At 33.0% G+C, this 18,715-nt stretch carries 12 protein-coding genes and 2 pseudogenes; 1 reads left to right on the top strand and 13 read right to left on the bottom strand.

All coding sequences use genetic code 11. From position 1 onward, the window contains the following. Positions 1 to 474: 474 nt before the first annotated feature. On the bottom strand, positions 475 to 786 hold the full coding sequence (locus RV14_RS02705; protein ID WP_071854784.1) for a rhodanese-like domain-containing protein: 312 nt from the start codon (positions 784 to 786) through the stop codon (positions 475 to 477). Between the two features lie 161 nt (positions 787 to 947). Between RV14_RS02705 and RV14_RS02700 the strand changes: the two genes are divergently transcribed. Next, positions 948 to 1,208, top strand: coding sequence for a metal-sensitive transcriptional regulator (locus RV14_RS02700; protein WP_071854783.1), 261 nt, complete (start codon positions 948 to 950; stop codon positions 1,206 to 1,208). Positions 1,209 to 1,832: 624 nt separating this feature from the next. Here the strand turns inward: RV14_RS02700 and RV14_RS12565 are convergent. The 12 genes and pseudogenes from RV14_RS12565 to RV14_RS02640 all read right to left on the bottom strand — a co-directional run bounded on the left by RV14_RS12565 (position 1,833) and on the right by RV14_RS02640 (position 18,643). Beyond that, complete coding sequence (locus RV14_RS12565; RefSeq protein WP_245785452.1) at positions 1,833 to 2,042, bottom strand: CDP-alcohol phosphatidyltransferase family protein; 210 nt, start codon at positions 2,040 to 2,042, stop codon at positions 1,833 to 1,835. Between the two features lie 153 nt (positions 2,043 to 2,195). Next, entirely contained in the window at positions 2,196 to 4,112 is a 1,917-nt protein-coding gene (locus RV14_RS02690) for an endonuclease MutS2 (RefSeq protein WP_071854782.1), read from the bottom strand. A gap of 615 nt (positions 4,113 to 4,727) precedes the next feature. Next, positions 4,728 to 5,444, bottom strand: a complete 717-nt coding sequence (locus RV14_RS02685; protein WP_071854781.1) for an MIP/aquaporin family protein — start codon at positions 5,442 to 5,444, stop codon at positions 4,728 to 4,730. Further along, positions 5,441 to 7,267: a type 1 glycerol-3-phosphate oxidase gene (gene glpO, locus RV14_RS02680; RefSeq protein WP_071854780.1), complete on the bottom strand. Its 1,827-nt coding sequence runs from the start codon at positions 7,265 to 7,267 to the stop codon at positions 5,441 to 5,443. Before glpO ends, RV14_RS02685 begins: the two co-directional genes overlap by 4 nt. 14 nt (positions 7,268 to 7,281) lie before the next feature. Then, positions 7,282 to 8,778 carry a glycerol kinase GlpK gene (glpK, locus tag RV14_RS02675; RefSeq protein ID WP_071854779.1) on the bottom strand — a complete coding sequence of 499 codons (1,497 nt, stop codon included), beginning with the start codon at positions 8,776 to 8,778 and terminating at the stop codon, positions 7,282 to 7,284. A 109-nt stretch (positions 8,779 to 8,887) separates the two neighbouring features. Further along, a pseudogene (locus RV14_RS02670) lies at positions 8,888 to 10,337 on the bottom strand (AcpB/EbpR/MafR family transcriptional regulator). Continuing rightward, positions 10,327 to 11,626, bottom strand: a pseudogene (locus RV14_RS02665) (FAD-dependent oxidoreductase). Before RV14_RS02665 ends, RV14_RS02670 begins: the two co-directional pseudogenes overlap by 11 nt. 555 nt (positions 11,627 to 12,181) lie before the next feature. Beyond that, entirely contained in the window at positions 12,182 to 14,323 is a 2,142-nt protein-coding gene (locus RV14_RS02660; protein WP_071854778.1) for a BspA family leucine-rich repeat surface protein, read from the bottom strand. Beyond that, positions 14,310 to 14,651 (bottom strand): LPXTG cell wall anchor domain-containing protein, encoded by a 342-nt coding sequence (locus tag RV14_RS02655; RefSeq protein WP_071854777.1) that lies wholly within the window; start codon positions 14,649 to 14,651, stop codon positions 14,310 to 14,312. Before RV14_RS02655 ends, RV14_RS02660 begins: the two co-directional genes overlap by 14 nt. 1,089 nt (positions 14,652 to 15,740) lie before the next feature. Then, positions 15,741 to 17,162 carry a helix-turn-helix domain-containing protein gene (locus RV14_RS02650; protein ID WP_071854776.1) on the bottom strand — a complete coding sequence of 474 codons (1,422 nt, stop codon included), beginning with the start codon at positions 17,160 to 17,162 and terminating at the stop codon, positions 15,741 to 15,743. 191 nt (positions 17,163 to 17,353) lie between these two features. Next, positions 17,354 to 17,566, bottom strand: coding sequence for a hypothetical protein (locus RV14_RS02645; RefSeq protein WP_071854775.1), 213 nt, complete (start codon positions 17,564 to 17,566; stop codon positions 17,354 to 17,356). 3 nt (positions 17,567 to 17,569) lie between these two features. After that, the gene (locus tag RV14_RS02640) at positions 17,570 to 18,643 is read right to left on the bottom strand and encodes a DUF916 domain-containing protein (protein ID WP_245785445.1); all 1,074 of its coding nucleotides are present in this window, start codon (positions 18,641 to 18,643) and stop codon (positions 17,570 to 17,572) included. Positions 18,644 to 18,715 lie beyond the last annotated feature (72 nt).

Genomic DNA, 18,715 nt, shown 5'->3' with positions numbered 1-18,715 from the left:
CAAAAAAGAAACTATTATTGCGTTTACACAAAAAATATAGATTCGACAAGACCTTTCATTCTAAAAATATTCGCACGAATCGGTAGGTAGATTCCACGTCTATGGATCTATCCCCCTAAATAAGTAAATTGGCCAGATTCAAAAGTAACAAATTCAGATTCATTATCATAGAAACTCACATGCACAATCACATCTTTTTCTCCTGAATAGTGTTTAAAAAGAGCTGTGATTGCCCTACTCAATTGATAGCTATTCATTAAATATATCATGTTACTAAACGACTTGCAGCTGTAAAACAGTTTTCAATTACTTCGAATGAAATTGCAGAATTAAAAATGGCTTAAGTTTCATCAAACGTTAAACAGATATTGCGCTTGGTCTCTTTATTCGTACAGACAAGATAGATGATATAAAACAGTAAATATTCATCACTTCATATCATCTACTTGATTTGCTGGAAGACATTTTGGTAATTTATTTCCCTCCTATTGTTGGTTCTATCCATTGATTCATTCCACCACGTACATTAATTACTTCATAACCCATTTTCTTTAGTATTTTGCTCGCTTGCTTACTACGCATACCTGACTGGCAAATTAAATACACGGGTTCCTCTTGCTTTCCTTTAAAGCTCATAATCTGTTGTAAAGGAATATTTTTTGCTTGTTTGATATGCCCCTGTTGGTATTCTGCGGGAGTTCTGACATCAATCAACTGAATTGAAGCGTGTAACTTTCCTTTTAATTCTGTTGTTGAAATTGATTTGATCGTTTGAAATAGAACCATTTTTATTTCCACCTTATTTTCAAATTATAAATACCTGTCGGGGTATATTCAACACAAATAAAGGTTAATTGTCAACTATTCAATTTAAAAAATAATTTATCTATTTACAAAATATACCTAGAAAGGGTATCATCTCAATAAAAAGTGAGGGAGGATTTCTTATGGAAATCAATGAAAAAAATATCATCAATCGTTTAAAACGTACAGAAGGACAAATTCGAGGAATTCAAAAAATGATTGAAGAAAATAAGGAATGTATGGCTATTATAACGCAATTAAGTGCCGTTCGTTCCAGCATTGATCGCGTAATGGGTATGATCGTGGCGGAAAATTTAAAAGATTGTTTCGAGCATCCAGAAAACAGTCCTGAAGAACAGGAAAAAAAAATGAAACAAGCGATCAACATGATCATCAAAAAATAACAAACTTAAGACAAACAGTATTCTATGAAGAAAATAGTTAAAATCAAAACAATATCAGTAGATAATTAAAATAGTTCTTAAAATAACACTTGCCATTTACCACAGCAAAAGAATCCCTGCTATCTTAAATACAGATTTTTTTGTACTTCTATATTGTAAGAAATCAAATCCAACCTTTTTGTTTAAAAAAGATTGTTGTACTAGCTAATTCTTATTGAATGCCGACAAAAAGTATCGGCTAAGTTACTCTATAAAAAAACTGACCTTTAAAAATCATCAGATGAAAAATCCAATCATTTGGAAGGTCAGTTCTGTTGTAATTTGATAAATAGACCTGTACTAATGACGAAATACTTTTTAGCTTACACTGCATTCAGATCTAGATAAGATGCACTTCTAATTCTTTTTTCTATCGTGAATCGGCTATTTTAATAATCTGCGATATTCCAAAAAATATAAAATCCATGTTTTTGATAACTGAGGAAATAACAATAAAGAAGCATATCGCTGCAAATAATTGTCGTGGCTACCTTACCACACTATTTTGAACCATCTTAACTTCACATTTTTTCTTCACCCGTTTATTCTTACAAACAGCATAAATCCCTTTTTCACTAAAAATAGTCAATAACCTCCAAATTGATGGAAATGCCATAAAAGTGATAAAATTAATACAAGTTGTTTCAGTTTATCTGTCACAGGATCAAGTATTTTTCCTAACTCAGTCATTTGATTAAATTTGTGCGTAATTAGCCCATGTAAATAATCAGTAACTCCTAAAATTACTATGAACATTACTGCAAGAAAAAAAGATTGTTTAAAAAAAGTAGTAATAAAATGGTAAGCGTACCATACGAAAGAGCAAAAAGAGATTCGGCATTGTTCTTATCTTTTTTTACCAATTCAAATTAACGTTATTTAACTTCCTTACTGTGCTTTTTCTTGTTCAACATTTAGCTTATTTTATTGCTGCAATGACTAGATGAATTAGCATGATTTATCGTCTACTTGTTTTCTCACTTTACGTTCACATGCTTCTTTTAACAATTGTTTGTGAGCTTTTTTTGAACCACGAGCAATATCTTTTTGCCATTTTCTAATATGAAAATCCGTGAATAAACTATCAAGATCGTAATCTTGCGGATATAATTTTTCTGCGCGCGTTTTTAGTACTACGCGCTTACGAGGTACGGTTAAAAATTCTTTTCCTAAATAGATTTTGACTGTTTCATCACCGGTATCTTCATAAATTAGACTTTCTTTTTGATGAATCGTCGAAAATACACGATCTCCTTTTGAAAATAACGACTGTACTGGATTCACACGATTTGTCTTTTCTTTTATTTTTGGAAACTCTTTTTTCTTTATTTGGTAGTCTTTATGATGAATATAATATTGTGCTTGTTGAATTAACATCGAAGACATCTTCATTTTCTTAGCAATCCAAAGTGCTTGACTTTCTCCTGTTGCTCCTACTTGAAGTAAATACTTCGGCTTAAGTGCTTCTCGATCAAATGCCATCGCAGCAGGCATAAAATCTTCATGATCGTTAGCATATTTTTTCACTTCACTATAGTGAGTAGTTGTCACTAAAAGCGCTCCTTGGCTATACATTGCTTCCATAATCGCAACAGCTAAAGCAGCTCCCTCATTGGGTTGTGTTCCACTTCCAATTTCATCAATCAGAACAAGCGTGTGTCTTTTTACTTTCCGCAATATTTCCGCAATATTCTTCATATGCCCGGAAAAAGTACTTAAAGCATTGGCAAGGTTTTGTTGATCGCCCATATCTACATAAACTTCATCAAAAACTGCTAATTCTGTGCCTTTTTCTGCTGGCACTTGCAAACCAAACATCGCCATTAATGTCAACAGTCCCACAGTTTTCAATACGACGGTCTTACCACCAGCATTGGCACCTGTAATCACTAACCCACGGTAATTTTCACCAAGCTCAAAATCTAATGGTACAACATTTTTAACCAATAAAGGATGCCTTCCTTGATTGATTTTAATGTATTCTGATTTGTTAATAGCAGGAGTCACACCTTGAAGATCTCGGCTATATTTTCCTCTAGCAAAAATGATATCCAAGCGTGTAACTGTCTCAACAATCAAATCAATTGCTTGCACCTCTTCTGCTAAAGCTCCTGTAAGAAACGCCAATATTTGGTATTCTTCGGCTATTTCTTCAGCTTTTAACAATTGATAGCTGGCACTTGCTTTTTCAACAGCTGTCGGTTCTATAAAAACGGTCATTCCTCGATTGGATTGTTCAATAATCGTTCCTGACACCCTGTTTTTATAACTTGCTTTAATTGGAATTGTATAATGATCACCTTTTTGAACAATCATTTCTTCTTGAATCATTTCTTTATTGTGCGGATGTCTTAAAAATTTCACTAAACGATCTTGAATTTCTTTTTCAGTTAGTTGCAACTGCTTGCGTATTTTACGCAGATTTCGCGAAGCATCATTACTGATTTTTTGATTTGTAATATGGTGATAAATCAACTCTTCCACTGTCAAAAGTTCAGGCATATTCTTACTATAAGAAAATAACAATGGTGTTTGATACTGATTTTTTTCAAAGAACTTGCGAATCATTCGACTACTTCTTAAAAAATCTGCATACTCAATTAACTCAGCAGGCGTCAACACCATTCCTTTTTTCATCTGTTCCGTCAAAAAATCAATTCGAGTCAATCCCATAAAAGGTACATGTTGATGGCTTTCTAAAATAAAACGTGCTTCTTTCGTTTCTTCCTGACGACTTTTTACTGTTTGCAAATTGGTTGAAAACGTCATTTCTTCGATTCGTCTTTTACTATACTGACCAATTGCACGAGCTTTAACTTCTTTTTTGATTTGATCAAATTGTAAATGATAAATTGTAGGGTTCATATTCTCTCCTTTTAATTGAAGAGATACCTGCCTTGAAATAAATAAGACCTAGTAAAAAATAAAAGAATGGGAGTACCTTAAATAAGACGTCTCCCATCCTTCTTAAAGATAATTTGATTTTGACAGGTATCATCTTATAAGCACGCCAAATAAGCTTCCAGCTTTATTGGCTATTCAACTTACTACATTAGATACCTGCTACACTCATCAAGCTACCTCATTCATCTAGGTCTTATTTATTTCTCACTTAACTATAGCAAGTTTATTTTTTTGTGTCAATACAGTTACTGTCTATAAAATTTGATGATTACTCAAAATTAGCGACCTTTTTTACTTACTAAATTTCTTATCTTAGATTTATGAAAAAATTAGTTGATTGTGTTTTAGAAATTCATTATTTATCTTAATAGAGAAATAGATAAAAACACCCCCTCCTGTTAGAAACATTTCTTTACTTATTCCACTTGTATAAATCAAAGAGCCAAACAAACACATGCTTTGTCGTTTGACTCTTCCCTTTTAAAATAGCTTTAAATAATCCTCTTTTTACGTATGATTTCTTTATCTAAATTATTAATAGCTAATCGTTTTTTTACGACAGAATTAGCTCACCTTTTAAACCATTAACATGTAGACACCCACCGCTATAACTGCTCCTACCATAGGTGCTGCAACGGGAATCCATGAATACCCCCAATCGGAATTTCCTTTTGTTGCAATAGGCAAGAAAGCATGAGCAATACGCGGACCAAGATCACGTGCTGGGTTAATGGCATAACCTGTGGGTCCTCCCAATGAAAGACCAATAGCTAAAATTAAACCGCCTACAGCAAAAATGTTCGTTCCTTGGGCAAATGTAGTTTTTCCAAAAGCTAGTAAACCTAAAATTAAAACAAATGTACCAATCAATTCAGTCATAAAGTTTGCTGGATAATTGCGAATAGCTGGTCCTGTCGCAAACGTTCCTAAAATTGCCGCTTGATCTTTTGTCACCCCCCAATGTGGTAAATAAGTTAACCATACGAGAATCGCCCCGACAATTGCACCGAACATTTGAGCAATTATAAATGGAACCACTAAGTGCCAGCTCATGCCACCTGTCATCGCCATGGCTAATGATACAGCAGGATTTAAATGCGCAGGTCCCATAAATCCAGAGATATATGCAGCCATTGTAACAGCTAGGCCCCAACCAAACGCAATAACGATCCATCCGGATGCTTGCGCTTTACTTTTATTTAAATTAACGGCTGCACATACTCCATCACCTAGTAAAACCAAAATCATGGTTCCAATGAATTCTCCCATAATCTGCGTCATTTCTGCATTCATTTATTTTCCCCCTTTAATTCACGCAAATCTGATTCCGCAATCAATTCTTCTAAATAATCCGCTTGATATTTTTTTTCCTCTGAAGACCACGCAAAGTAAATCGCCATTGCCTCAATAATCGGTTGTTTAATTGCATCCAGCCGGTCTCTTTCAAACAGCAAATGATTGGTTCGACGAATAATATAATCTCCCGGCGTTAATACCATTTCTTCTTCTAAACCATAGCGTAAACGAGCAGATTCAGCCAAACTTAATCCTTCGTAAGGCGTCATTTCTTTTGCTAACGCAAAAATCTTTCTTGCATTCGTTCCATAAAAATCAGCAATATAGCGAGCTTCTTCTTCTTCTAACCCTGCTACCACCCCTAATTTTGCCAATTCTTGAACCGTTTCTTCCAGTTTAGTTGGATCAAAGTCTCCACCAGATACTGGATAATGTTTAGAATCTATTTCCTCTATCGTCATTTGATGCTCTTCTTTTAGCAACTGGCGAATCAACTTTAATGCTCCTGCTGCCATTTTACGGTAATCAGTGATTTTCCCTCCGGATAATGTTAATAAACCATCTTCTTCTCTTTCTAAGGAACTACCGCGAGAAATCACAGATGGAGATTTTTCATCACGACTATTTTCTAAATGATTTAATACATCTTCCACATCTACTCGTGAGACTTTACTTTCCTTGTATTGTGTAACGGTATCAATAACCTTACTGAAACTTTTATCTGAAATTGATCCATTGTCTCCGCCATTATAATCTGAGCCTGAATTACCGATTAATAATGGTCGTAAGCCGACCCAACTCGATTCCACATCAGCCAGTGTAATGTGCGCATCTGGATAGCGATGGTTAATGACTTCTAATAAATAATCAACATCTTCTTGCGTAACTTTTGGATTTGTATAATCTCCTTGATAGTCGGTATCTGTCGTACCAAAATATGTTTTGTTTTCTCGAGGAATCGCAAAGACCATTCGACCATCTTGTTTGCCCGTATCAAAATAAGTAGGTTGCGGTACTGGTAGCTTTTTAGCATCTACTACTAAATGGACTCCTTTAGTTGGACGCATCTTCGGTGATACAGCACGTTTGAAATTTAAGCGACGTATCTTATCCACCCATGGACCACTAGTATTAATTACTAGCTTCGCTTTAATTTCCACTACTTCATTCGTTAGTAAATCTCGAGCTTTAACCCCGATGATTTTCTCTTCTTCGTACAAAAAACCGATCGCTTTCATTTTATTTACGAGATACGCCCCATCTTCTGCTGCTTTTTTGATGTTATCAATCACTAAACGTGAATCGTTGTTACGAAAGTCCAAATAAACACCAGCACCCTTTAATCCTTCTTTTTTCAAAAGTGGTTCTCGTGCGCATACTTCTTCTGGCGTTAACGTATAATTTTCATATTTTGTTCCGATAACGTTCGCTAATTTGTCATAAAGATCCATCGCAATTTTGACTGAAAACATATCAAATGTTGTTGCTCCTTCATCATCATAAATCGGTAACAACATAGGATCCGGTTTGGGAATATGAGGAGCAATCCCTTGCACAACAGCTCGTTCGCTCACCGTATCAGCGACAACTTCAACATCAAACGTCTTAAGGTAACGAATCCCACCATGAACTAACTTTGTCGAACGCGAAGAAGTCCCTTCGGCAAAATCCTGCATCTCAATCAACCCTGTTTTGATTCCTGACGCAGCGGCTTGCAGCGCCACACCAGCACCAGTAATTCCTCCACCAATAATCAACAAATCCAATGTTTCTTGTTCCATTTTTTTTATATTCTCTTGTCTTGTCTTTATTGAAAACATCTCATTTCCTCCCTTTACTCAAATGCTTGGGTAGCCGCTACAGCTTTTTTCCAACCACTGTATAATTTTTCTCTTCGTTCTTCTGACATTTCTGTTTCAAATATTTTACCGGCTTCATAAAATTCTCTAATTTCATCTATATCTTTCCAAAAACCAACCGCTAAACCTGCTAGAAAAGCAGCGCCTAATGCTGTTGTCTCTAAATTTTCTGCTCGTTGAATTGGAATGTTTAAGATATCTGTTTGAAATTGCATCAAATAGCTATTATTTGCTGCACCGCCATCTACTTTTAACACAGGAATACTGATGCCGGTATCGGCTTGCATCGTATCGATAATGTCTCTTACTTGATAAGCAATAGCTTGTAAGGTGGCCTTAATAATATCTTCTTTTGTTGTTCCTCGCGTTAATCCAAACATTGCACCTCTTGCTGCTTGATCCCAATAAGGAGCCCCTAATCCAACAAAAGCTGGTACCACGTAGACTTCGTCCACATTTTCAGAACGTTTTGCTGCTTCTTCTGAGTCACTTGCCTTTTGTAACATCTGCAAACCATCTCGCAGCCATTGAATGGAAGATCCTGCAACGAAGATGCTTCCTTCAAGAGCATAGTAAACCTTTCCATTTATTCCATAACCAATCGTCGTCAATAAATGATTCTTGGATAACTGTGCTTCTTCTCCAGTATTCATCACGATAAAAGAACCTGTGCCATAAGTATTTTTGACCATTCCCGGTTCAAAAGCCATTTGACCAAATAAAGCGGCTTGCTGGTCCCCAGCCATTCCTGAGATGGGTACTTCACTGCCATAAAAATGATAGCCTTGTGTATAACCATAAATTTCTGAGTTTGAAGATGGCTTTGGTAGCATCACTCGTGGAATATTCAATAACTCAAGAATTTCTTGATCCCAATCCAATTCATGAATGTTAAACAGCATCGTGCGGCTTGCATTTGAATAATCGGTTACATGTGCTTGTCCATCAGTTAATTTCCAAACTAACCATGAATCAATCGTACCGAAAAGCAACTCTCCTCTTTCCGCTCGTTCTTGTGCCCCTTTGACATGATCCAAAATCCAACGAATTTTTGTAGCTGAAAAATAAGCATCAATGACTAGACCGGTTTTTTTATGAAAAAAATCTTGATGCCCATCTTGTTTTAATTTGTCCGCAATTGGTGCAGATTGGCGAGATTGCCAGACTACTGCATGATAAATTGGGTGCCCCGTATCTTTTTCCCAAATGACTGTTGTTTCACGTTGGTTGGTGATGCCGATTCCAGCAATTTGATTGGGCTTAATTCCAGATTCAATAAAAGCTCCAGCAATCACGGATTGGACGGAATTCCACAATTCATTTGCATCGTGCTCTACCCAACCTTCTTTAGGAAAATATTGGGTAAATTCCTTTTGTGAACTGCCAATATGTCGCCCTTTTTTATCAAAAATAATTGCACGAGAACTAGTTGTTCCTTGGTCAATTGCCATGATATATTTTGTTTCTGCCATCCTACTCTCCTCCATTTTATGCAAGCGTTTTCTATAATTATATCTTACCTTGTTTTATTTTAAAAAAACTGCCAGAAAAACAGTGATTTTTCATTTTTTTTGACAGTTTTCAATTCTTTCTCTTTTTTTCTTGTTCAATTTTTTGTTTTAGCTTCACAATATCGTAGCTAGAAGCAAACTCTGATAAACAATAATAATTTTGTTCTGACTTTTCTTGGTTAAAAGTAATAACTAAATCATAGCTTTTTCCTTCTTGCTTCTTTTCAATCTCAATACCACTGATTCCCTTTAATTCTTTCAATAAAAATTGATGAAAAGAAATTCGATAAATTAAGATCAATGCCTATCTTCACTGATTTAGCAATATAAAAATCGATCATCAGGAGAATGTTTGCATATTGGAGCATCAAATAACTTAAAGTAGGATCTTGAGACTTTTTTGACGGTAATTGGGTAATGGCAGTTTTTCTTAATCGTTCCAATAATTGACTAAGAGACTGCCCTAACATCTTTTTTTGCTGGTGCAATAAGTGTTCTTGATCATAAATCATCATTGTTCCTTGGAAAAAATAAAATTCATTGTTGATTTGTGCTAGCTGGTAACCCACTGCTTTTTCTTCTTGAATGTTTAAACGTCTCGGACGATAATGCCACACAATTGTTTCACGAATATAAGTATCTAGAACCGCAGTTGGCAATTTCTTGCTTCGTGTTAAATCGTATTGATAAAAAGAAGCTTCATCCAATACCCCAAATGAGACAAAAAAACTATAAAACATCAGGGGTTCGTATTCACTTAACTCTGCTGCTGTACGACTCAAATAAAGAGAAAGGATAGGGGAAATCGCTTGATACAGCTGATCCTTTTGATATAGTAATTTCTTTTCTTTTAATGTATTGAAAGTCGTTTTTTCACTTAATAAACGTTTGTGCATAATGCCCAACCAACAAGTAACTTTCATCGACGAAATTGGCGAAAATGTTGTTTTTAATCCTCGTTCTAGCCCTAAAATAAATGGAGATTTGTCTGCTGTTTGTCTTAAGAAAAGCGGACGATGTGATTCAGGAATAAACTGGAACAATACAAAATAAAAATAGCGAACTTGCAGCTCTTCCCCGTAAAGTTGTCCGTTTTTAATTTGCAGAGAAAACTCTTGTAATAGCTGATTTAATTCTTTGATTTTACGAAAAACTGTGGACTCACTGATATGAAAAACTGTTGCTAAACGAATAATTGATGCTTGATGGTGTTCCAACAAGTGCACGAGTAACTTGAATTTCAAACTTTGCCGAACTAAAAAAAGAAGAATTTTTTCTAAACTGACGTCTTCGGTCAATTCAAGAATTACTTGAAATTCATTTCTTTTAATTACGACTCTTTTTCCCATTCTCACACCAATCATTGAGATTTCTTCCATGTATTGATCAAAGGATGATTTAGAAAGATGAATTTGTTTTCTTAATTGATTCACCGCTGCAACTCCTCCTTGTAAAACCAGTTCTCTAAGAATCATTACTTGTAATTGTTCTTTTTTTTCTAATAATTGTTCAATCTTCATGAATAGTATCAACCGCCTTTAGCATTTGTATCGGCATACGGTATTCTGGTTGAAAGAATAGCTCGTGTTCGAGTAATTTTTCTAACGTCCATTTCTCTTCTACTGCAAGCGTCAATTGATCGAGTAAATAAAACAGTTCTCCTTGACTATGGAGCTGTAACTCCAAGTAATTGTCCTTTTTCATTACAAATCACCTTAATCTTCGCTTCCTGACACTTTGTAGCAGATAATTGAGTGACTAAATACTTTTTAATGACGGGCTGTAGATAAAAAATACTCTCTTCTTCTGTCAATCCCACACTTCCTAGAAAATGACCAAACCAGTAATTTCCGATTGCCCGATAAGTGCCGGAATCTTTTTTAGGGGTTCCACTGATCGTTTGGGAAACCACTTGGGCTGTCCGTATCGCATTACTGACTAAAGAAACATACATCTTTTCTTTGGTCGGTTGAAAGGTAACTTGAATTGCATCGCCAATTGCATAAATATCTTTTACGGAAGTTTGCAAATACTCATCCACCCAAATTGTGCCGTCATCATTTAATTTTAATTGGTCTTGCCACATTCGATAATCTGGACGTGTATGGTTCGCTAAAAGCACTAAATCGTATTTTTCACTTCTTTTATCCGTTTCGACTATTGCTTTTTGTTCCTCAACCATAAGCGATTGAACTTGTTCATTTAACCACACAGGAATGTTCCTTTTTATCAATTCTTTTTTTAGAGGTTCGATCATTTCAGAATCAAAGTAACGAAACAATAACGTTTTGTGGCTTTCATATAAATGGATTTCTTTTTTTTGCTGATACAATCCCTCTGCCAATTCCAATCCTACTTGTCCTGCGCCAACAACAGCAATTTTATTCGCTTTTTTAAGACTTTGTTCCAATGATTCTTTTAAGTGTATTTCCTTAACTGAACAAATGTGAGTATTATTTATAACTTTTTTGAATTGTTGACTTGAGCCTGTAGCAATTACTAAAATGTCAAATGAAAGCTGTCGGCCATCTTTTATAAATAATTTCTTCGTTTTAATTCCTAGAGCAACCACTTCAGTATGCAGTTGAACGTCTATATTATATAGCGCTTCCAATTCTTCTGTTGACATCCAGTAAAGTTGACTTGTTTTAGTTAGTTTTTCCTTTAAAAATAAATTAATTCCACTTGGAATAAACCCAATATTGGCTTGTTTTTCAAGTAGCACGATTTCGCTATCTGGACAACTTTTTCGCAAAGAAATAGCCGCATAAATTCCCGCAAAAGAACCTCCAATTATTATGATTCTCATTCATGTTCCTCTCTTTCAATTGTTTAGTTGAAGCGTATCATGTAACCACAAATGTTTCAAAAAAAGTACTCAAAGCTAGTCACAGAAATTTTTTTCTCTCACCAGAAGAAAGTGATTAATTTTAACAGTAAAAAAAGCAAAAAATAATTTAAAAAACTTTTAAAAGTTTAAAAATTTTAACCCGCATTAAACTAAAAATTAGTTTTCTGCATATTTAAATACGCTGTTCATTTAGAAACTTTTTCATCCTTCAATCGCCTTTAAACAATATGTTTACTCAGTATTTTGTCGTTAAAGCATTATACTATACCTAACAGTTTTCATAAATGTCAAATGAATCTTTTTTAGTATACCTTTACCAGCATTAATTTTAGTTCTCCACTTAATTTGAAGATTTAATTATTAGCAAATTTTTTCTAATTCAGAACCTAAAGATATTTTTAAATCTATAAATAAATGATTCTCCCTTACCACAACTACGAATAGGATTTTACATAAAAAACTTCTGAAATGAACAATTTTGATCAATTCAGAAGTTTTTCATTTTATTTAAAGTTAAGGAGCTATGACAAGATTCCAAGTAACAGTAGCCGAATACGATCCCACTGCTACACTTTGTGAGTCCGGTAAAACTAAAGAAACATTTCCTAAATCAAAATCATATACACCATTCAACACTGTGGATCCATTATTATTGATAATGGTAATTGGTGTAGTAGTAATTTTGGTATTTGCTGTTCCTAATGGACCATTAACAGGTTTTAAGTCAGTATTTTGATTATAAGGGGACGTTCCATTGTTCGTATTCTTAGTAACTCTTATGGGATTACCTATTTGGATATATGCATTACTTGGAACATTTGGAGAACGCCAACTTAATTGTGCATCTACTTTCCAATTTTTAGTTGAATTTGATTGATCTCGCACGCCTATATTTAAAGAGGTATTTTTTCCAAATGGGATAGATTGTAACCCACTGTTATTCAATGTAACATTCGCTATATTGAAACTGGCAGGCAAATAAGAAAAACCTACTGCGCCACTACTATTAATCTTTTTATTATCTGAAGCTGTATTCGGTGTTTCCGCCCAAACAGCATTGTATTTAACTTTTTGTTTCGCTGCATCTAATAATGAGCTTACATTCGCACTAGGAATCCATCGTATAAAATTAGTCCCTGCTTTAGTAGGAATATTATTTTGTAAAAAACTATTCATATTATTAATTGACAGACTATCTGTATAATACGTACAGCGATTAAAATAACTTAATTGAGACGACTTATTAGCAAATATTCCTCCATTAGCATCTAACATAGGATATGGATAAGGAACTCGGTTATCATTTGCCGCTTGATTGTTATAGTTATAAAATGCCTCACCACTTGTTCCGGAAGCACTAGTCCAATTTTGTGCGACCAACAAAAGAGGAGTTTTCGTCGGACAAGCAAACATTCCAGTCGTATCAGCCTTAGGATCGGTTACTACATCCGATACGTCAACAATTTGTAAATTAGGACAATTTGCAAACATGTGGCGAAGATTCACTGCACAAGTTGTAAGAAATCTAATTTGAGTCGTATCAAAGTTGGTTAAAGAAGTACAATCTGAAAACATGTCTTCCATATCTATCACCCACTTAGTAGGTAATGACGGAACAGACGTTAAAGAACTACATCCATAAAACATTCCTGGAGTCCTATTTAAAGCATTTTGAGATGCCTCTACAGAAAGATCATCCATAAAAAATTTATCCATATTAATTAGTCCACTATTGTTAAGGGATGTACACGATTGAAACATATAGCTAGCATTCGTGATATTAGCACCTATTGCAGGAAATTCAACACGAGTTAAATTACGACATCCTTGGAACATATAGGAAGTATCTGTTATTTTATGCAGACTGCTCCCACCCGATGGAGTATTATTAAAAAAGTCTAGTCCTGTTAAAGAAACAGTTTCTAAATTAGTCGCATTTCTAAAAGCCAAGGCACACCCTTGTGTGGATAAACATCCAACTTTAAAGGTTTTATCATTCCATACGCCTGGCACAATGCGAACATTTCGAATCAATGATTTTGTATCAGCAAAAAGATAGTCATTGCTAGTATCAGTCAAACTATTAATTACTACCCTTTTGGTTCCATTATTAGTAGGTATAATACCTGGGATCACCACCGTGGAACTAGAACCTTTGTATCTTCTGAGCAATACACTTGAGTAGCCATTATAAGTACGAGTGTAGTATTCCCATTGACTTAACCATATATTTCCTTGCTGAGGTGTCAACCAACTTCCTTCAATAAGGACATTATTTGATGCCCGAGTAGTATCAGAATCGTCCCCTTGAAAATCACTTTCTTGTGGCAATAAATAAGGCGGCTCTTTCGTATCAGAAGTTGGCATTTTTTCTATCTTACTGATATCTGTAGATGAAGTTGTACTGTTTGAAGGAATCGGATTAACCGAGTTAGTTTCTGAAGTTTGCTCCTCTACATTCGAAATTCCTGAAAAACTACTTTGTGTCAATTGATTCAGCGGATTCATTGATTCAATCATTTCTTTGCTTTTTTGAATTTCTTCTTGTGTCAAACGAGGATCTTCATCTGCCAGAACAAATGAAGAAGATGAACAAACAGTCGCTACCAACAACATCCCTACTAGAAAAACACAAAGAAGTTTACGCTTGTTCATTATATGTGTCCTCTTTTCTATGTTTTAATATTCCCAATAAGCCAAATGTTAAGGCACTAGAACCTAGACTAGTCGCTAGATAATTCACAGCATCACCCGTTTTAGGTAATTCGCTTTGTTCTTTCTTAGGAATAATCGTTATATGTTTCGTATTTTCTTGGGGCATGCATTGATTATTTCCTCCTCCCGGTAAATGCTCTGAAGTAATTCGACGAATAAATGTAACCGTTATGGAAGTCGAAGCCTCTTGTGCAGTATCTGCTGCTGTCGACAATGGAATACAAATTAAACAAAATGCAATACTAGTTATACACAATTTGAAATGCATCCTATCTCTCCTTTCAAAAAATGATTCTATCAATAAAAACCTCCTTCATCCTACGTATTTTTCTATAGTATAAACACTATAAAATTTAAGTGGATTTTATTTTTTATTTCATAAAAAATAATTTTGTAAATGATTTAGCTTTAAATGATGCTCTTTCAAGAGAAGAGCTCCTTATAACTCCCCTCACGAAATATTTTATGTAAAAAATTACTTAAAATTCATGCTACAATAAGTCATTTATGATTTGAAGATAACTACCTTTTTAAGGCAGCAAATTTAAAATTACATAATTCAGCTTCTCTAAAGATATTTTTTAGATGCAAAGTCAAGATTTTTATTATCTGCATATGCTAATCAAATCGGATTTTCTCTACATATCCAGTCAATCCCCTATTACTTTTTTCTTTTAACTACCTTCTATTGATAGGATATTCAAGAAAGAAACTTCATCTTAACAGTTTAAAAACCTTCTTAAATTTCTTGTTGGAAACACAATTGAACGGCTTATCTTGTAGGCAATTTTCAAAACACAAAAAAATATTGATGCCTTTAGAAAAGACACCAATACTAACAATAGCTATAATTGTTTTTACATAAACATTATTTAGAATCAATCACTTTATTTTTATAAATACCCCCGTCTTCATCACTTGTTACTAACTGATTTATTTTGTATTCCTCATACTTGACCACTTATGCTCCTTGCTGTACTGCCAAACTTCTCACCTATACTTACCCTTTTCAGGAATGGTTTTGTATATCCTTTTGTTACCTTATTTTTTGCTGCACAAATCATTTTTATATATGCCTTAGAGAATTACCGACTAACAAACATTGTTAGTCGTTTAATACTTGACCTATAATTAACATAATTGATAAAACTTTCCTTACTATTTTTATAATCTATAATTAATAATAAAAACACAGTAATTTATACTTTCAATTAATCGAAAGAAACAATCTTTTATTCATTAAACTAAAAAACTATCTGCACTTTAACTTTTAGAATGATTAACTCACTTCATTTTAACAGGATATAAAAGAATATTTTCCGATAATAAAAAAATAAACGGACATATTCTACCTTTATCAATCATTGAGGGAAAAGAAATTCTCTTTATCATCCTTATATCTTGCATCACCTATAATTAAGTATTTTTCATAATCAGTCGTATGTTTTAATAGTTCGATATCATCAACTATTAATATATCTGCTTTTTGACCTCTTAAATTATAGTAAGGAACAATGTTGATAGCTTTTTTTATTTCTTCACAATATTGTGCTTCAAAAATCCCCCCTCTTATTGAGTAAACCCCTATATTGAAATTTGTATTTTCTACATAAGATTTTTGAAAAGAAAGAATCACATGAGCTAATAATTCATAAATCCATTCTTTTTTTAAATTACTTTTATCAAACATCGTTTCAAAATCCTGTTCCAAAAATCTTCTTATCTTAGCTAAATAATCAGAACGATGCAATTTAGGTGTAACTAATGATCTAGAAAAATAATAGTAAGGATATAAAAGATTAGAAAAATGAATACTTCCTTCAATTTTTACAGATAATACTTCAAGTGAGTTAGAAGAAATATTATAAGATTCTTTCATGAGTATAGTTAAAATAAAAGACTGGTATTGATAATCTTCAATTAATTCATTTGTAAAAAATGTTTTTTCAACTTCTTCATTTGCAAAATGAAGACTCGTCATATTAAATACCAAGAAAATAAGAACCAACAAACATCCATTTCCATCAAAATATTTTTCATTCAGTGGAGAAAAATATTTTCTAATGCGGTTAAGTAACGGGCTTTTTAAATTTATAAATTTGTCATATTCTAAACTTTTTTCAACAAGACAAATTTTTTCTAAATAATATCTGTCACTTACTGTCAACATCCACAAACATAAACTTTCTACTAAAAAGTGTTCAATTTTAAAATTATATGAATTTAAAAAATAAAGAACAGTATTTTTTAAGCTATTCATATTTAACTTAGAAAAAGATTTGTTAAAGGGAGATGTTTCCGTTTGTAGATATAAATTATAGAGAACCATAATCGATTCCAAACTTCCCTTCAATTTAATATAAGGTCTCTTATGAATAGATATGCCAATATGTCCTAGTTCTTTATCCATAAACTTTAAAATATTAAATAATTTTGAATGACTAATATATAATTCACCAGCTAGTCGTTCAAAGGTAACATTTGAATAAAAGAAACAGTACGTAAGTATATCTTTTACTACGCTTTGAGAAAAATAATACTTTTGTACATCGTACAAAGAGCTCTTTTTTACGTTAAAAATAAGGGTACTATCTGAAACAATTAATCTATCCTCCGGCAATTCACTACTTAATTCGCTTAAATATTTATTAATGGTTGCATTGGATATTCCTAATTCTTCGATAATATTATTTTTAACTGTGCAACCTCCTTTTTCAATAATTATTCTAATTATTTCTATTTTATAAAATGAAGCCTTTTCATAAATCAATGTTAACATTTTAACCTTCTCCTTTATTAATTTTGAAGATAACAAAAAATAGGATAAAATAATAAAATAAAATATGCGCTTACACTATTCATTTCTAAATTTTAAATAAATTTAGAAATGAATTAAATAAAAATAAAAATAAAAAGAAAGAAGGATTTTTATCCATAGAGATAAAAATCCCTCTTTCAATCATTCACGTCTTATTTTAGTTGACTATTAACCATAAAAATAGAACTAATTCCTAGAATGAATAAACCTAAGCTAAGTATAATCAATAGCCAATTATAACCTAAATAGGTAAATTTTCTGTTAGTTGTTAAAATCCATTTATAGTCTTGCATTAAAAAGTAAATATTAATACTTAAAAAGATAAATCCTAAGCCACTCGTAATGATACTCCACATATAATACATGCGTTATGACTTCCTCTCTCTATTTTTTTTATTTCTTCGCTTAGATAATCGAATATAAATATAGATTGTCCCTCCTGCAATAATACCGCTTAAACTAGCACTGCTATATTTAAACCATTGAGGTAAAAAAACTTTAAATACAGACGCTGTATTTATTTTTCTAGCTTCATCATTTTTTATTTCAAATTTCTTTTCAAATTTCCAAGTATTTTCTGCTGTTTTTACTGCACCTTTAAATACATAATTTCCCGACTTTAATTCTTTCTTTTGCCAATTTAATTGAAATGGAAAAGCCGAATAAGGCGCAATTGTTACATCTTTCATGGTATTATCTTTTATTTTTTTAGAACCACTTGCATCGTAAACCGCACCTGCTACTTCTGCCTTAAAAAAAACATAAGGATTGGGATTTAAAATATCTGCCTGTACTACTTTTTTACCATCAGCTAATACAGGGCCTACTTTTTCTAATTCTACTGAAACATTCTTAAACAACTCCACTTTTTCTTCATTAGTGAGGATAATTCCGATAGTATAACTGTAATCACTTGCGACAGTACCTTCTTTTAAAGTTTCATCATTTTTTTTATTAGATACCACGACCCCACCTAAAATATTTCCTGCAAATTTTTCCGCTGGCATTTTTATGGCTAACTTTGTTTGAACAGAACTATTTTTAGGAACTATTACTTCCTTTGCTTTAGGTTTTATAATTGAAGTTAAAGGCAATTTTAACGCTTTATTATTTTTTAAATTACCCGTATAATCTACAATACCGTTACTGTTAGTATTTGCATCAACAACTTTAATCGTTAAAGTCTTGTCTTGATTGGAACTATTATTCAATTTAATAGTAATTTCATCTGTCGTATTAGGATTTTCTTTAAGATAAAAATAACTAGAATTTTTATCAATTTGATTAGAATGGGGGATCCCTTCGATTGAAAAGCCTCCAAAATTTTCTCCCGTAACTTCATCTGCAAAAATAATTCTACTCGATAATAAAAATAGAAACAGCGTTAAAATGATGATTAATACAAGTGAGACATTCATCACATATCTGTTAATTTTATACATATTGAAAATTCTCCTTTTTTAAATGTTACAAGATTTGATTTGAAATGAAAAAACAGGAATATTATTCCTGTT

The organism is Enterococcus ratti (genome assembly GCF_001886195.1).
GTDB classification, from domain to species: Bacteria; Bacillota; Bacilli; order Lactobacillales; family Enterococcaceae; genus Enterococcus_B; species Enterococcus_B ratti.
The sequence above is the reverse complement of the archived record's forward strand: the minus strand, read 5'-3'. Positions and strand labels throughout refer to the sequence as shown.

Bases quoted from the DNA above. Each gene is read 5' to 3' on its own strand.
- RV14_RS02705 (WP_071854784.1), bottom strand. From the start codon at position 786: ATGGTTCTATTTCAAACGATCAAATCAATTTCAACAACAGAATTAAAA.
- RV14_RS02700 (WP_071854783.1), top strand. From the start codon at position 948: ATGGAAATCAATGAAAAAAATATCATCAATCGTTTAAAACGTACAGAA.
- RV14_RS02690 (WP_071854782.1), bottom strand. From the start codon at position 4,112: ATGAACCCTACAATTTATCATTTACAATTTGATCAAATCAAAAAAGAA.
- RV14_RS02685 (WP_071854781.1), bottom strand. From the start codon at position 5,444: ATGAATGCAGAAATGACGCAGATTATGGGAGAATTCATTGGAACCATG.
- glpO (WP_071854780.1), bottom strand. From the start codon at position 7,267: ATGTTTTCAATAAAGACAAGACAAGAGAATATAAAAAAAATGGAACAA.
- glpK (WP_071854779.1), bottom strand. From the start codon at position 8,778: ATGGCAGAAACAAAATATATCATGGCAATTGACCAAGGAACAACTAGT.
- RV14_RS02660 (WP_071854778.1), bottom strand. From the start codon at position 14,323: ATGAACAAGCGTAAACTTCTTTGTGTTTTTCTAGTAGGGATGTTGTTG.
- RV14_RS02655 (WP_071854777.1), bottom strand. From the start codon at position 14,651: ATGCATTTCAAATTGTGTATAACTAGTATTGCATTTTGTTTAATTTGT.
- RV14_RS02650 (WP_071854776.1), bottom strand. From the start codon at position 17,162: ATGTTAACATTGATTTATGAAAAGGCTTCATTTTATAAAATAGAAATA.
- RV14_RS02645 (WP_071854775.1), bottom strand. From the start codon at position 17,566: ATGTATTATATGTGGAGTATCATTACGAGTGGCTTAGGATTTATCTTT.
- RV14_RS02640 (WP_245785445.1), bottom strand. From the start codon at position 18,643: ATGTATAAAATTAACAGATATGTGATGAATGTCTCACTTGTATTAATC.